Raw genomic sequence first — 14,215 nt, forward strand, 5'->3', positions numbered from 1 at the left:
TTGGCTGGATTTCAGTGCCAATTGTCGGCAACTGGAGGGGGCTTTTTTTAACTGGCTTGTTTAGGCGGGTTAAGGGAATGCCTCGGCGCAGAGGCATTCTTTTCGGCATGCGTTTGTTATTTGACCACTCTTAGTTGTGGTTTTTGCGGAGGTTTGGGCTCTGTCGGTGTCGGCGGGGTTTCGTCCTCATTCTCTTCCGGGTCGAAAATCATACCTTTGCCATTTTCTTTGGCATAGATGGCCAACACCGCTTTGCACGGCGCGATAATGCGCATGGGTTTGCCGGCAAACCGGGCGTTGAATTGGATTTCTTCATTGCCGAGCACCAAACCTTGAATGGCTTCCGGGCGCATATTCAGTACGATTCGGCCGTCTTCCACGAAGTCGCCCGGCAGCGTTACGCCGGGGTAGTCGGCGTTGACCAAAAGATGGGGGGTCAGGCCGTTGTCGACGATCCATTCGTAGATGGAGCGAATCAGATAGGGTTTAAGTGGGGTCATTTGCTTGGGGCTTGCATCATGTCTCTTTCTTCGCGGCTCAGGCTTTCTTGAAAAGCCCGTCTGGAGAAAAGTCGGTTGGCGTAGGCGGTGATGCCTTTGCCTAGGCCGGCAATGTCAATACCGATGCTGGGAAGTCGCCACAAGAATGGTGCCATCGCACAATCGATCAGAGAGTACTCGTCGCTCATAAAATACGGTGTCGCTTCAAATACCGGTGCGGCAGCCAGTAAGCTTTCCCGGAGTTGTTTTTTAGCCTTGGCGGCTTTTTTGTCGCCGTTGACCAGCACGTCATCCAGCAGCGGATACCACTCCTGATCGATGCGTTTGATCAGCATCCGGGCGTTGGCGCGGGAGACCGGGTCCATTTGGTGCAAGGCGGGGTGCGGAAAGCGTTCATCCAGATATTCCATGATGATGCGGGCGTCGTACAGCACTAAGTCGCGTTCCACGAAAGTCGGGGCATTACCGTTGGGGTTCAGTTCCAGCAGATCTTCCGGCGGGTCATTCGGGTCGAAAAACTCAACTTCCGCTGGCACGCCTTTTTCGTATACAACTAGCCTGGCGCAGTGGCTCATTATGCAGGCTGATGATGAAAAAAGAGTCATTGCGGATTTTCGGCTGGTGATGTTTGCCACGAAGTGAACCTCTTTGAGTAACAGGATTTAAACCGGGGCAGATTGTAGCATGGATGTTGGGGCTTTTGGGGGCGATGCCGGACGCATTCTGCCCTTGAAAATAACGGGCTGCACCCGGCTATTTTAAACGGCTTGCCGCACTATTCAGCCCAGTTTGACGATGATGTCTTCCAGTACATTCGCAGTGGCATGAACCTTGTCGGCGGCATTGGACAAATGCCGATAAAGTTCGCGTTGTTTAAACATATTCAAGTAGTCATCGCCTTGGAATAAATCGGCGATGGCCTTGCAGTACATCTTCTCGATGCGGCGCTCCGAGTGGCGGGCGGCAAAGGCGTGTTGCTCGGCCTCAGCAGGGTCTTTGCCTAATACGGCGAAGCCGCGCTCCAGTGCTTTGATGCCCACTTGCAACTCGATGACCATCGCTTGCGAATGGCTGTCGGGGTTCAGTTCCAGGGCTTCCATCTCGTTATACGTGCTTTTGCAATAGGTAACGATGCTGTCCATAGAGGCGATGGCGCGATAAATGTCTTCGCGATCAATCGGTGTGGCAAACGAGCTGTTAAGTTCGTGCAGATTGTGCATGCGGATTCGGTCGGCTTCGTGCTCGTCTTCTTTCAACATCTTGCCGGCTTCGACTGATTCGCTGGCCATGAAACGGGCCAGATTATCGACGGTGACGCACACCTGCTGGCACTGTTGGTGCAGCAATAGATAGAAGTCGGCGGTTTTCGGGAATATTCTCTGAAACAGCCGGGAGGCCAGTGAAAGCTTGGGAGATGACATGAAGATTACAGCGGCTATTTGAGAAAGTAGTCGAATATCAGAAAACTGATGCAGGCGATCATGGCTGCGCCGGGGATGGTGATCAGCCAGGTTCGCAAAATTTCCAAGGCTTTTCCCCAGCGTACCGCTCTGGGGCGATCAGATGCACCAATACCCATGATGGCCGATGCTACAACATGCGTCGTGGACACCGGGGCGCCAAGTAGTGAGCTGCCGAAAATAGTCAGGCATGCGCTCAGCTGTGCGTTTAGCGCGTGGATTGGGCGGATTTTATAAATGGCAAAACCCAAGGTCCGCACGATACGCCAGCCGCCGGTCAATACGCCTGCTGTCATTGCGCTGGCGCAAAACAGCATGACCCAGCCGGGCACTTTAAAGCTGTCGATTTCGCCGCTAAGCAACAAAATCAAGGTCAACACGCCCATGCTTTTTTGTGCGTCGTTGGCGCCGTGCGAAAAGGCCAGCGCGGCGGCGGTCAGCCATTGGACGTTACGAAGCTGCTGATTAATGCTTGGCGCTGCGGACCGCAATAAGAACATTGTCAGTCGCTGAATGATAAAGCCCACCAGAAAGCCCAGGACGGGCGAGAGCAATAAAGCCAGTAGAATTTTACTGAAGCCATGTATGCGGCCTTCACTTAAAGCGTTGAATCCCCAATCTATGGGTTTGCTGCCTATGCCGATTAGCGTGGCGCCGATCAAGCCGCCCATCAGCGCGTGAGACGACGACGATGGTAAGCCGCGCCACCAAGTAAATAAATTCCAGAATACTGCGGCGAAAAGTCCGGAGACTACGATTAACAGCGCATCCGCTTTCGGAATGGAGGATAAATCCACCAGGTTGCCGACTGTGTTGGCGACGGCGGTTCCGCCTAGCAGCGGCCCCAGGAATTCGAAGATTGCCACCACCAAAACCGCCTGCACCGGCGTCATAGCGCGGGAGGCGATGACGCTGGCAATGATATTGGAGGCATCATGAAAACCGTTGGTGTAATCGAATACCAGCACAATGATGATCGCAACACCGATAAACGAAACCAATGCCTCCAAAATAGTGACGGCCTAATGCAGATTAATTGACGACGTTATGGCCGCGCTGTCTCAGGCAGTTGCGATAGGCATTTTTGTAGCGGTCGTTGGCTTGTATGCCTTGCTGAGCGCCGCCGCCGATACCGCCGGCCGCTGCACCAATGGCTGCACCGGTGCCGGGGTTGCCGACTACCGCGCCAATGGCCGCGCCGCCCGCAGCGCCTATCAAGCCGCCAACTGCTGCGCCGGTGGCAGTGTCTTTAACGGTACTGGACGACTGCGAAGCCAGTTGCTCGCATTCCTGCATATCCTGATTCAAGCGGAACGCATTGGGATCGTTATAGGTGTCCACCGTGGGAGTCCAGCCGGTGGTGGTGGCGCAACCGGCGACTAACAGGCTGGTTGCTAAAATCGATTTAAGCGGTAATTTATGCATGACAAGTCTCCTTCATTAATGCTGAATGCATTGACAGTGTTCCAGAGAGTAGTCCATTTTGCACTGTTTTGGAAATTTACAAGTCAAATTGACACTGGCAAGCCTGTCACGTATGATTCGCAGCCTTTTTTATCCGTTTTTATCACCAAAGGCAGCAGCACATGAAAAGAACTTATCAACCCAGCAAAATCAAACGCGCTAGAACTCACGGCTTTCGTGCCAGAATGGCTACTGTGGGCGGTCGCAAAGTGATCAATGCGCGCAGAGCTAAAGGCCGCGCATCGCTGACGGTTTAATTGTCGGCGGAAGATTTCGGCTTTCCCGATCAGTATCGGCTAGGGACGCCCGCTGAGTATAAAAAAGTATTTACCAATCCCGTAAAGTCCACAGATAAATATTTTACGGTGTTGGCGACGAACAATATCCTGCCGCATCCGCGGCTGGGTTTGGCGATCGCAAAAAAAACTATAAAAAAAGCAGTCGCAAGGAACCGCATAAAAAGGGCTGTCAGGGAAAGTTTTAGATTACAGCGTCAACATATCGTCGGCATTGATATTGTTGTTTTGGCAAGAGGTGATGCAGCAAATGCAGCCTCGCCGATATTGAGGAAGTCATTGGAAAGGCATTGGCATAAACTGGTAGATCGATGCGATTCCTGCTCATAACCCTGATCAAGGTTTACAAATACTTCATAAGTCCTTTGCTGGGACCCAGATGTCGTTTTTATCCCAGCTGTTCAAGTTATGGCTTAGAGGCAATCCAGATTCATGGTGCTTTCAAAGGCTCTTACCTCACGCTTCGACGCTTATTAAAATGCCACCCGTTTCATGAGGGTGGCATTGATCCTGTTCCGGAAAAATTGAGTAAATAACAATGGATAACATAAGATTTGTACTGGTCATGGCGATGTTGATGATCTCCTACATGCTGTGGGAATCGTGGCAGATCGATTACGGCCCCAAGCCGCAGGCCCTGGTTTCTGATAAACCCGTATTGGCTGGCGATGTAGCAACAGTGTCCCCCGGACAAACGGCGGGAGATGCCCGAGCTGCTGCGGTGCCGACTGTCGCCCAAGTAGCTGCTGAAAATGTTATCAAAGTCAAAACCGATGTTTTCGAGCTGGAAATTGATCCTCAGGGCGGCACATTACGCAATCTGGATTTGTTGAAATATCCGCACGAGAAAATCAACACCGTAGTCGACAAAGCTTATGCCCTGATCGGCATGACGCCTCCGGAGAAAAACCTAAATCCGATTCGGTTGTTCGACAGCAATCCCGACAGCTTGTACCTTGCCCAAAGCGGCCTGATTGCCAATGCCAATTCCTTGGCTGCCCCCGATCATAAAAGCCTGTTCACCGCCGAAAAAACCGAATATCAGTTGCTTGATGGGCAGGACGAGCTGAGAATCCCCCTGACCTGGACTAACCCACAGGGATTGACGGTCACCAAAACATACACCTTCAAACGCGGCAATTATGCCGTTGGTCTGGAGCAAAAGGTCAGCAACCATTCCGCTCAGGACTGGTCCGGCAAGCAGTACAACCAACTGGTGAGAACCCAGTACAGCGACAAAAGCAACAACAGCTTTATTCGGACATTCTCCGGCGGCGTGGTTTACACCGAAAAAGACAAATTCCAAAAAATCAAATTTGAAGATATGGCGGATGACAAGTACGACGTCAAAGCCAAGGAAAACGTGCACAGCAAAGGCGGTTGGAGTGGCATGATCCAACATTATTTTGCAGCGGCGTGGATTCCACCAGCCGATCAGGACGCCCAGTTTTACACCAACGATCTGAAGGATTCCCGTTTCCAGGTCGGTTCCTTATCCCCCGATTTGACGGTTCCAGCCAATGGCGAAGCCGTGTTTAGCAGTCAGTTGTTTGCAGGTCCGAAAATTCAGCCAATCATGGAAGCTTTGGCGCCAGGTCTGGAACTCACCGTCGATTACAGCTGGTTGACGCCGATTGCCAAAGGTATTTATTGGCTACTTAACCAAATCTACGGTTATGTCGAAAATTGGGGCGTGGCGATTCTGGGCGTCACCTTTGTCATCAAGGCCTTGTTCTTTAAACTGTCGAAAGCCAGCTTTCAGTCGATGGCCAAAATGCGCAAGATTCAGCCGCGCCTGAAAGAACTGCAAGAGCGTTATGGTGAAGACCGCCAGAAATTCAACACCGAAATGATGGCGATGTACAAAAAAGAAAAGGTCAATCCTTTGGGCGGTTGCTTGCCGATTATGGTGCAGATTCCGGTATTCATCTCCTTGTATTGGGTATTGATTGAGACCGTCGAAGTGCGTCAGGCCGATTTCGCCCTGTGGATTCAGGATTTGTCGGCGCAAGACCCGTTCTATCTGCTGCCGATTTTGTACGGCATCACCATGAAAATTCAGCAAAGCTTGAATCCGGCGCCTATCGATCCGCTGCAAGCCCAGGTGATGAAAATGTTCCCTATCGTGTTCACCGTGTTCTTCCTGTTCTTCCCGTCCGGTTTGGTACTGTACTGGATTTGCAACAACAGCTTGTCGATCATCCAGCAGTGGTATATCACTAAACACGTGCTTGAAGAGGATGCGCACAAGCATAGCGTAGTACCTTAATGCTAGGCGGCGACACCATAGCCGCTATTGCCACGCCGCCCGGTAACGGCGGCGTCGGCGTCATTCGCATCTCCGGGCCATCCGCGTCCGGCATCGCCCAAAGCCTCACCGGCAAAACTCTTCCCAAACCCCGCTACGCCCAGTTTGTTCACTTCCTTGATGCCGATGGCCGGGTAATCGACAGCGGCTTGCTGCTGTATTTTGCCGCGCCGGCTTCGTTTACCGGTGAACAGGTTATCGAGCTGCAAGGCCACGGCGGCAGTGTGGTGCTGGATATGCTGCTGCGACGGGTGTTGGAATTGGGTGCGCGTTTGGCTAACCCCGGCGAATTTAGTCAAAGAGCTTTTCTAAACAACAAAATCGATCTGGCGCAAGCCGAAGCGATAGCCGACCTGATCAGCAGCGGCACCGAACAAGCCGTGCGCTCTGCGCAGCAATCCATGCAGGGCGTGTTTTCCGAACAAATCAACGAACTGATAGACGAACTGATCGAGCTGCGGGTGTTTATCGAAGCGGCCATCGATTTTGTCGATGAAGAAATCGACTTCCTGGGCGACGGCGTGGTGGCTGGGCGCATAGCACGCTTGCAAAGCAAACTTGCCGGCATCGGCAAAACCGCCCAGCAAGGCCGGCTGTTACACGACGGCATGACCGTGGTATTGGCCGGCAAACCTAACGCCGGCAAATCCAGCTTGTTGAATGCCTTGGCCGGTCACGACGCGGCGATTGTCACCGACATCGCTGGCACCACCCGCGACGTATTACGCGAACGCATCCAACTGGATGGCATGCCCTTGCATGTCATCGACACCGCCGGCTTGCATGACAGCGATAACCCTGTCGAACAAGAAGGTATCCGCCGTGCTCGCCAGGAAATTGCCAAGGCCGACCGGATTTTATTGTTGATAGACAGCACCGACCCGGACAGCGCCAGCTTGGATGCCAGCCTGCCGGCCAACATTGCGGTCACCAAAGTTTTCAATAAAATCGATCTGATCGGCGGTCAACCCAGGGTCATGGAAACTCAGCAAAGCACCGAAATCCATTTGTCCATCAAACATAAACATGGTCTGGATTTGCTGCGCCAACACCTGAAACAAAGCATGGGTTTTACGGAAAGCGTGGATAACGTATTTGTCGCCAGAACCCGCCACATCCAGGCCTTGCAACTTGCCGCGCAAGCCGTGGACCGCGCCGCCGAGCAATTGCTGCATCAAGCGCACGAACTGGTTGCGGAAGAATTGCGCCAGGCGCAAACCAGCTTATCCGCCATCACCGGCGAATTTACCTCCGACGATCTACTAGGCGAGATTTTTTCCAGCTTTTGCATTGGTAAGTAAGCGACTAACGCGGACTTATCAATCGATTTGCTCCAATACCACCGGCTTGGCGCTAAAGACTTCGGCAACCAATTCCAATTGCGCGGCAAACAACGGCAGGGTCGGAATTTTCCAGGCTTTGCCGGTGAACTTGGCCAGGATGTTGTTCAGCCAAGGCCGGTCGGAGCTGGCGTGGTGAATGATGAAACGGTAGGACTCGCCGTCGTTGAATACTGCAAAATCTTCCAGGGTCACTTCTATGGTGTGTTCCTCACCGTATAGCCGGGTTTGCACATACACTTTCCTGGCATCGAGATCGAAGTTGAACTGGGTCAACTCGGCGATGCCTTTCATGATGATGTTCGCCCCCCAAATGATCAGCGCGTTGGGGGTCAATTTGATGACGAAACGGATCAAGCTGGATTTAAAACTCATGGCGGGCCTTTAGTGGTTGGCTGGGTAAAGCCATGATTTTAAACATTGTCGGCGGGATTGTTGCGTAAATATTTCAACGATTGTCACTCAGGTGCCAAACCTCAAGCAAATCAGGCGCTGGCGGCCGACTCGCTCAAATGCGCATAGGCCGGAAAGGTTTGCAGCCGGCTGTCGTCCAGCGGTTCGCCGATAGTAAAATGATACAGGCTTTGCCAGCCGTTATCTTTTAAACCCAACACACCGTGTACCGCATCGTCAAAAAAACAGCCGATGCCGGTGCCGCGCACGCCGGCGGCTTCCGCTTCCAGGTATAAAATTTGCCCCAGTAGGCCGCTTTCCCAGAACAGCCGGCGATAGCGCCAGGCTTCGGCGTCCACATTGTCGGCAAAGCGCGCCAACATCCCTAAGCTAAACGCGCTGTCGCTGGCGATGGGTTGGTGGCAGGACAGGGTTTTTGCGGCTTGCCTGACGCTGCCGGCCGTCAGCCGATAAAATTCGAACGGTGCCTCGACGGCCTGCCATTCGTAATCGGCGGAACAAAGCGGTTTTAATTCCGTCGCCGCATCCGCCGTGCGCGGCAGCACATATAAGCCCGGTTCCAGGCCGGCCACCCGATGCACAAATAAGACGATATTGACTTGCGCCGGCCAATTCCAGGCAGTAAACGGCGGTTTGGCGTTGGGCAGCAGCGCGGCCAGTATTCTGTGAAAATCCGCCAAGGGCAGCTCCGGGGATTTGCCGTTAAAGTGCTGCGCGCTACGGCGTTGGCGAATCAACACGCTGGCAGGCAGGTTGTGGCTGGGCGCCGGTAGATCCAGGTTCGGCAGGGTTAAACGTTCGGCAACTGTCGTCGGCTTGACGGCTTGGGCGGAGACTTCATCGATAATCGGCCAACGGTAAAAATGCCTGCCGCTCAAGCGCTCGGCCTTCCCGAACCATTCGGCGCTTTGGCTAAGTGTTGCTAAATGTGCGGTGGAAAACTCGCCGCCCGCCGTTTGGCTGGCATGCAGCCGGCAGAATAAATCCGGCGTTTCGTGTTCGGTCGCGACAAAATCCTCGCTGCGATCCAGCCCCAGCCAGGCGGCGATGTCGGCATCGGCAGTCTCGCTCAGCAATTCTATCGACCAACCCAAGCAGGCGGCGGCATAACTCAGCGCGGCCAGTGCATGACCGATGTCGTGTTGGCAGTAGCGAAAGGCCCGTTCCCCGTATTTCCAGGCTTCCCGCCAATGAATTGAGGACAGGCCAATATAAACCTCTTTAGCTGCCGTTTCCGCAGTAAACCGGCTGCGCCGCTCCAGATGATGATCGTGACTGACGTAGTGATAGACGCCAGGTGGCAATAGCTCCGGATCGGTACAAAGCACATACGCTTCCGTGGGATGCAAATTGCCGCTGGACGGATTGCAGCGCAAAGCCCAGCGGTCCGGACCAAATTGTTTCCAGGCCGACAAGCCGAACGACAATTCCAATAACAGGCCCAGATTGGTTCGGTTTAACGGCTGCGGTGCTATCTGTTCCGGTTTGTCCAAGTCCGCGAACAAACAACTTAGTTCGGCACCAGGTGGCGGCAGTTTTACCGCTTCACAACCGCTAAAACGCCGAAACGGATTGGGCTGGTCGTCCCAATCCAAAGACTCCGGGCCTTTGGCGTAGGCGTTTAATTGGTGTTTGGTACGGTTGTGGTAGCTAATGACAGCGTCTGCAAGGTTGTTCATTGGGTTCTCTCTATACATTCAATGCTGTGTGGATGGAGCGGAGTATTTTCTGAAAATTAGCAATGTTCAGCATGTTTCGTGCCTGATCTCCCACGATTATATGGGCTGCCGTCCGGAGGTTTAAAGTCTCAGGCTCGCAACAGAAATATTCGCGTTCTTCAAGGTAAGCAAGTGTTGGTGGATTTCCACTATATACCCGTCTGACGCTCGGCTAATTAACATAGTTTCGATAGTAAGGGGTGGCTGTTGGCGCTGAAAAATTTTATAAAGCACTGTTTTTTATAGATATTTTTTGGATGGTCTTGTTTTTGCCTTGGTTGGGTTCGATAGTTTTGCAAGCATCCGGCTTGCGCTTTGGTCCGGATGGGGTGCTGGGTAGACAGCACTATTTTATTCAGCGTAGTTAAAAGGTTCGGGAGCGTCGCAATGTCCACAAGTTATCCTTTTGTGTCGGAACAAAAATTGTCCGACAAATTAGTGTCGGGGTCCTTTCTAGGCAATTTCAAAACCGCTTTCAAGAAAATCACTCTGCGCAAGTGTCTGTTGAAATTGCATCTGTATATTTCCTTGTGGTTGGGTACGCTACTGGTGATTGCCGGGGTTACCGGCAGCCTTCTGGTTTACGAGCATGCTCTGGATAAGTGGCTGAATCCCGACATGATGAGCGTGGCCGTTGGCGAACGCTGGTTACCCATTGCGGATTTAGTGGCAATCGCGAACCGCGTCTCGCCCATTCCAGAGCCACCCTCCCATCTACAGATGCCTGAGGACCCGAGTGAAGCGCTCATCGTGCGTTATCAAGCGGCGGCGATGCCGGGCCACAAAGGCCACAATCATCACTTTCACGAAGTTATGGTGAATCCGTACACCGGTCAGGTGCTTGGTGATCGGGATAGAAACGACGCCTTGATGACATTTATTTTGCGCCTGCATTTCAGCCTTTTGGCGGGTGATTTCGGTAAGCTGGTCATGGGGATTACCTCCTTGCTGACCTTGGTATTGACGGTTACCGGCATTTATTTGTGGTGGCCGAAACTCGGCAAAATCAAGCAGGCTTTTCTGATTAAACGTAACGCCAGCGCCACGCGCTTTAATTTCGATCTGCACAAAACCACCGGTATCTATACCGCTATAGTCATGTTGGCAGTGGCCTTCTCCGGGGTATATTTCAATCTGCCGCAGTTGTTTAAACCGGCGGTTAATTTTTTCTCACCTCTCGAAGACATGCCGCGCGGCATCAAATCAACAGCAAATGGCGGCACGGTAATTCAACCGGAGATAGTCAAGGCCAATATTCAAGCCGCGTATCCAGGGATTCAGATTCAACGGATTTTCCTACCGGTCGGTGAGAACGGCAGTTACATGGTCTCTGCTCGGCAGTCCGACGAACTGCGCAGCAAAGGCTCTACCAGCTTTTGGGTCGATCAATACGACGGCGCGATTTTGGCGGTGCGCGACCCGAAAAAATTCAACGCCGGTAACGCTTTTATCAATTTGCAACTGCCTTTGCATAACGGCGAGATTCTCGGTACTCCAGGGCGCATCGCGGTACTAGTGGCGGGGTTTGCGCCGTTAGTGATGATGGTCACCGGCCTGATCCATTGGTTGAAAAAGCGTAAAGCTAATCGTGCCCGTCGAACCGGTTTGAAAGCCGCCGCTAGCTAACGTTTTTCCCACGATGACGAACTAACAAAATCCGGCGCGTGCCTGCGCGCCGTTGAGGAGCTTTTGTGCTCAATCCCGACCCTTCCGTAAACTTTAAAGGACTTTGAGGTTATCGATGTTACCTGCTCGTGCCACCACCAAAAACATTGCTGTGGTATTACCTTTGATCATGCCGTTGAATTTGGCCGCTGTGGAAAAAGCGCCTGATGAGTTGGATGAAATGGTGATTACCGCAACCAAAACCGAACGCAGTATTCGCGATGTATCGGCTACGGTGACAGTGATCGATAGGGAGCGTATCGAAAAATCCAACGCGACAACCGTCGATCAATTACTCAAGGGCGTGCCGGGTGTGTATGCCAGCCGCATGGATGCCTCGTCTCCCAATCGGATTGCCCAGACCTATACCCGAGGCCTGCCGGGCAATGGCCGCACCTTGGTATTGATCGACGATGTGCCTATGAATGTGTCCTACGACAGTCAGGTGGATTGGTCGCAACTGGGCACTATTGACGTGGATCGAGTGGAAATTGTCAGAGGCGCCGGTTCGGCCCTTTACGGCAACCATGCGATGGGTGGTGTAATAAACGTTATTTCTAAAGCGATTACGCCCGGCGTGAAAGGCAAAGTGGATAGCGAATACGGCAGCATGGAAACTATCCGTGAAGCAGGTATCGTCTCTTACGGCGGCGAGCACAGCGGCGGTTCGGTATCAACCAGTTATTTGGAAAGCGACGGCTATAACATGTGGCGTCCGGATACGAGTGTGGCTTCGATTCCCTTATCGCAACGCGATAAAACCGGCACGCGAAAAACCAATGTAGGCGCCAAATTTACGCACGAATTTGATGCCTCTAATCTGCTGGATCTGAGTTTTTCCTATTTGAGCGACGTTGCAACAGGCTTATATCGAATTCCTGATTACATAGCCCAAGATAGAGAGCAATACCTGGGTTCGGCACGTTATCGCTATTTGGGGGAGCGTTCTGAAGCCACGGTAGTCTTATACAGCCGTATTGGCCGAATGGATGCCGATAGTGCAAACGCTGCCAATGCAACCAGTCCGGATGTGGCCCGCCCCGGCACGATGGCCGCCAGTCTGATTTCCTATCGCGGCGATTTTGACGATATGGAAGCCGGTATTCGCGCGCAATATAGCCATTACATAGGCAGCCATCACAAATTGACGGTGGGCGGACAACATGCAGACAGTCAAATGACCATGACTAACCAGTTTCCCGCGGAACGCGGCAGAGAACAGCTTGTCGAGGGCGGCATTCAATTGAGCGGCATATTTTTGCAAGACGAAATCAATTATGGACCGTTGAACGTAAGCTTGGCCGGGCGTTGGGATCTGTGGCAGACAGACGGCCAATTCAGAGATACCAAAACCAGTTTCCCTGGGCAAGGCCAATGGGGTAATCATGCGGAGGACTCGTTCTCGCCTAAGGGTGGGTTTTCGTACAAGCTCACCGATGATTTAGTGCTGCGCGGCTCGATAGGTCAGTCGTTTAACACCCCGGATGTTTCTCAGCTCTACGGCAATAGCAGGCGGGGTGGGACGACCGTGGCTTACGGTAACCCGTATTTGACTCCCGAAAAAGCCGTTTCCGGCGATATTGGCTTGGATTATTACTTTGGCCGGCAGGGATATATCAAAACCACGATCTATAACACCACCGCGGAGGATTTTATCGCCACAGTGCAACGAAGCGGCGCGACGGTCGGCACCACCGACAAAATTAATATCGGCGCCATTCGGGCCGAGGGTATTGAGGTCGAAGGGATGTGGAAGCTAGGCGATTTCCTGACTTTGTACGCGAGTTATACCAAGAACGATTCGATTGTCACCAAGCACGATAGGAATCCTAATTTGATCGGCAAGCAACTTACCAATGTGCCGCAAGATCAAGGTAGTTTGCGGGCTGATGTTAGCCTGCCTTACGGCTTTTCGGTTTTCGGTGCTTTCAATTACGTCGGCGACCGATACTCTACCGAGACCAATTTACCTACCGCACCGGGCGGCTCTGCCGTGTATAAAAGCTACGCAACCTACGATTTAGGGGTGGCCAAGACCCTAGTCAAGGATGTTACCGCCCGGATGACCTTCATGAATATCGGTAACGATAAGTATGAAGGTATTGGGTATATCGCGCCGGGCGCCACCATTACCGGCGGTATCAGCGCCAAGTTTTAAAATTGAACCGGCGCGAATAGGTTGTCGGGCGATTTTATAAGGGCGAAATGCGGTTAATGGGTAAGCAACTCTTTTTCCGGAACGACCAAGTCCTCGGTCCAGCACCCAATCGGCCGGCCCAGATTTAGGTCCTGGTCTTCGAAGCGGACTAAAAACACGGTGAGTCCAGGATCTTCTTCAACATGGCCTTTCATCACGATCACGCCGCGGGCGCCTTCTTGCGCCAGCACTTCGCCTTCTTCGCTGTCCGGCATACTGCCATCGTCAATAATCGTATGCGCGGCATATACCACGTCGCCCAAATCCAAATCTTCTACGTTCATGCTGTGCTCCTGTGAGAGTTTTGTAGTAAAGCCGACAAAAACCTCGGGTTTGTTGTGAAACGGCGTGCCGATTAAGGTTGGCCTGCTGCCTTTGGCTGAGTAATTTCAGCGTCTTAGCTGAAATTTTCGCGTATGGCATGCAGGTTGCTTTAACTGTTTACAAGATCAATGCCAAACCGTTCAGGAGACTTAAAGATGATTACATTAACCGAAAGCGCCATCCAAGCCGTGGGTCGTTTTATCAGCAGTTCCGACAAGCCGACCGGTGGGCTGCGCATCGAAGTGACCGATGGCGGTTGTTCCGGTTTGTCTTATGGCATGAAACTGGAAGCAAAAGAAAATGCGGACGATACCGTCATCGACTGCGGCGCGGTCAAAGTATTTGTGGACCCGCTAAGCTTGCCCAGCCTGAATGGCATGTCCATCGATTTCGTCGACAGCCTGGAAGGGTCCGGCTTCAAATTTACCAATCCCAACGCGGTGAAAAGCTGTGCCTGCGGATCATCATTTACCACCGGCGAAAGCGGCGGCACACCAAAAACCTGTTCTTAAGCATTCGAGGAAATAGC

General features: G+C 52.5%; 16 protein-coding genes. 8 read left to right on the forward strand and 8 right to left on the reverse strand.

All coding sequences use genetic code 11. The annotated features are described in order from the left end of the window. Positions 1–116: 116 nt before the first annotated feature. From ACWAU0_RS10715 to ACWAU0_RS10735, 5 genes are all read right to left on the reverse strand, one after another. The gene (locus ACWAU0_RS10715) at positions 117–500 is read right to left on the reverse strand and encodes a ClpXP protease specificity-enhancing factor (protein ID WP_458139111.1); all 384 of its coding nucleotides are present in this window, start codon (positions 498–500) and stop codon (positions 117–119) included. Next, a complete protein-coding gene (locus tag ACWAU0_RS10720) occupies positions 497–1,105 on the reverse strand; it encodes a glutathione S-transferase N-terminal domain-containing protein (RefSeq protein ID WP_458139112.1) in 609 nt (202 codons plus the stop codon). The genes ACWAU0_RS10715 and ACWAU0_RS10720 overlap by 4 nt, the downstream gene beginning before the upstream one ends. 174 nt (positions 1,106–1,279) lie before the next feature. After that, on the reverse strand, positions 1,280–1,921 hold the full coding sequence (locus ACWAU0_RS10725) for a DUF47 domain-containing protein (RefSeq protein WP_458139113.1): 642 nt from the start codon (positions 1,919–1,921) through the stop codon (positions 1,280–1,282). A 14-nt stretch (positions 1,922–1,935) separates the two neighbouring features. Beyond that, positions 1,936–2,970, reverse strand: coding sequence for an inorganic phosphate transporter (locus ACWAU0_RS10730; RefSeq protein ID WP_458139114.1), 1,035 nt, complete (start codon positions 2,968–2,970; stop codon positions 1,936–1,938). Positions 2,971–2,992: 22 nt separating this feature from the next. Beyond that, on the reverse strand, positions 2,993–3,385 hold the full coding sequence (locus tag ACWAU0_RS10735; protein ID WP_171697561.1) for a YMGG-like glycine zipper-containing protein: 393 nt from the start codon (positions 3,383–3,385) through the stop codon (positions 2,993–2,995). A 161-nt stretch (positions 3,386–3,546) separates the two neighbouring features. Here ACWAU0_RS10735 and rpmH point away from each other — a divergent pair, with 161 nt between their 5' ends. From rpmH to mnmE, 5 genes are read left to right on the forward strand one after another with little or no spacing between them, the layout of a single operon-like run. Continuing rightward, positions 3,547–3,681, forward strand: coding sequence for a 50S ribosomal protein L34 (rpmH, locus tag ACWAU0_RS10740; protein WP_020483365.1), 135 nt, complete (start codon positions 3,547–3,549; stop codon positions 3,679–3,681). Further along, on the forward strand, positions 3,682–4,050 hold the full coding sequence (rnpA, locus tag ACWAU0_RS10745) for a ribonuclease P protein component (RefSeq protein ID WP_205451345.1): 369 nt from the start codon (positions 3,682–3,684) through the stop codon (positions 4,048–4,050). Further along, entirely contained in the window at positions 4,032–4,256 is a 225-nt protein-coding gene (gene yidD, locus ACWAU0_RS10750) for a membrane protein insertion efficiency factor YidD (RefSeq protein ID WP_081733834.1), read from the forward strand. The genes rnpA and yidD overlap by 19 nt, the downstream gene beginning before the upstream one ends. Before the next feature lie 2 nt (positions 4,257–4,258). Continuing rightward, positions 4,259–5,989 (forward strand): membrane protein insertase YidC, encoded by a 1,731-nt coding sequence (gene yidC / locus ACWAU0_RS10755; RefSeq protein WP_458139115.1) that lies wholly within the window; start codon positions 4,259–4,261, stop codon positions 5,987–5,989. Further along, positions 5,989–7,329, forward strand: coding sequence for a tRNA uridine-5-carboxymethylaminomethyl(34) synthesis GTPase MnmE (mnmE, locus tag ACWAU0_RS10760; protein WP_458139116.1), 1,341 nt, complete (start codon positions 5,989–5,991; stop codon positions 7,327–7,329). The genes yidC and mnmE overlap by 1 nt, the downstream gene beginning before the upstream one ends. Before the next feature lie 18 nt (positions 7,330–7,347). Here mnmE and ACWAU0_RS10765 read toward each other — a convergent pair whose 3' ends face one another. Then, positions 7,348–7,743 (reverse strand): hypothetical protein, encoded by a 396-nt coding sequence (locus ACWAU0_RS10765; RefSeq protein ID WP_033159164.1) that lies wholly within the window; start codon positions 7,741–7,743, stop codon positions 7,348–7,350. A gap of 110 nt (positions 7,744–7,853) precedes the next feature. After that, a complete protein-coding gene (locus ACWAU0_RS10770) occupies positions 7,854–9,461 on the reverse strand; it encodes a SagB/ThcOx family dehydrogenase (protein ID WP_458139117.1) in 1,608 nt (535 codons plus the stop codon). Between the two features lie 426 nt (positions 9,462–9,887). Here ACWAU0_RS10770 and ACWAU0_RS10775 point away from each other — a divergent pair, with 426 nt between their 5' ends. Together ACWAU0_RS10775 and ACWAU0_RS10780 are read left to right on the forward strand one after the other, a co-directional pair. Further along, positions 9,888–11,126: a PepSY-associated TM helix domain-containing protein gene (locus ACWAU0_RS10775; RefSeq protein ID WP_458139118.1), complete on the forward strand. Its 1,239-nt coding sequence runs from the start codon at positions 9,888–9,890 to the stop codon at positions 11,124–11,126. 115 nt (positions 11,127–11,241) lie between these two features. After that, the gene (locus ACWAU0_RS10780) at positions 11,242–13,323 is read left to right on the forward strand and encodes a TonB-dependent receptor (RefSeq protein ID WP_458139119.1); all 2,082 of its coding nucleotides are present in this window, start codon (positions 11,242–11,244) and stop codon (positions 13,321–13,323) included. Between the two features lie 53 nt (positions 13,324–13,376). Here the strand turns inward: ACWAU0_RS10780 and ACWAU0_RS10785 are convergent, their stop codons facing one another. Next, the gene (locus tag ACWAU0_RS10785) at positions 13,377–13,646 is read right to left on the reverse strand and encodes a nitrogen fixation protein NifZ (RefSeq protein WP_319961898.1); all 270 of its coding nucleotides are present in this window, start codon (positions 13,644–13,646) and stop codon (positions 13,377–13,379) included. Between the two features lie 195 nt (positions 13,647–13,841). Here ACWAU0_RS10785 and ACWAU0_RS10790 point away from each other — a divergent pair, with 195 nt between their 5' ends. Continuing rightward, positions 13,842–14,198: a HesB/IscA family protein gene (locus tag ACWAU0_RS10790; protein ID WP_033159169.1), complete on the forward strand. Its 357-nt coding sequence runs from the start codon at positions 13,842–13,844 to the stop codon at positions 14,196–14,198. Positions 14,199–14,215 lie beyond the last annotated feature (17 nt).

It is taken from the genome of Methylomonas sp. Uni0009 (assembly GCF_054188105.3).

Excerpts from the sequence above, each read along its gene's own strand:
- ACWAU0_RS10785 (WP_319961898.1), bottom strand. The coding sequence starts at position 13,646 with ATGAACGTAGAAGATTTGGATTTGGGCGACGTGGTATATGCCGCGCAT.
- ACWAU0_RS10770 (WP_458139117.1), bottom strand. The coding sequence starts at position 9,461 with ATGAACAACCTTGCAGACGCTGTCATTAGCTACCACAACCGTACCAAA.
- ACWAU0_RS10715 (WP_458139111.1), bottom strand. The coding sequence starts at position 500 with ATGACCCCACTTAAACCCTATCTGATTCGCTCCATCTACGAATGGATC.
- ACWAU0_RS10725 (WP_458139113.1), bottom strand. The coding sequence starts at position 1,921 with ATGTCATCTCCCAAGCTTTCACTGGCCTCCCGGCTGTTTCAGAGAATA.
- ACWAU0_RS10765 (WP_033159164.1), bottom strand. The coding sequence starts at position 7,743 with ATGAGTTTTAAATCCAGCTTGATCCGTTTCGTCATCAAATTGACCCCC.
- rpmH (WP_020483365.1), top strand. The coding sequence starts at position 3,547 with ATGAAAAGAACTTATCAACCCAGCAAAATCAAACGCGCTAGAACTCAC.
- yidD (WP_081733834.1), top strand. The coding sequence starts at position 4,032 with ATGCGATTCCTGCTCATAACCCTGATCAAGGTTTACAAATACTTCATA.
- ACWAU0_RS10720 (WP_458139112.1), bottom strand. The coding sequence starts at position 1,105 with ATGACTCTTTTTTCATCATCAGCCTGCATAATGAGCCACTGCGCCAGG.
- ACWAU0_RS10780 (WP_458139119.1), top strand. The coding sequence starts at position 11,242 with ATGTTACCTGCTCGTGCCACCACCAAAAACATTGCTGTGGTATTACCT.
- ACWAU0_RS10775 (WP_458139118.1), top strand. The coding sequence starts at position 9,888 with ATGTCCACAAGTTATCCTTTTGTGTCGGAACAAAAATTGTCCGACAAA.
- mnmE (WP_458139116.1), top strand. The coding sequence starts at position 5,989 with ATGCTAGGCGGCGACACCATAGCCGCTATTGCCACGCCGCCCGGTAAC.
- yidC (WP_458139115.1), top strand. The coding sequence starts at position 4,259 with ATGGATAACATAAGATTTGTACTGGTCATGGCGATGTTGATGATCTCC.
- ACWAU0_RS10790 (WP_033159169.1), top strand. The coding sequence starts at position 13,842 with ATGATTACATTAACCGAAAGCGCCATCCAAGCCGTGGGTCGTTTTATC.
- ACWAU0_RS10735 (WP_171697561.1), bottom strand. The coding sequence starts at position 3,385 with ATGCATAAATTACCGCTTAAATCGATTTTAGCAACCAGCCTGTTAGTC.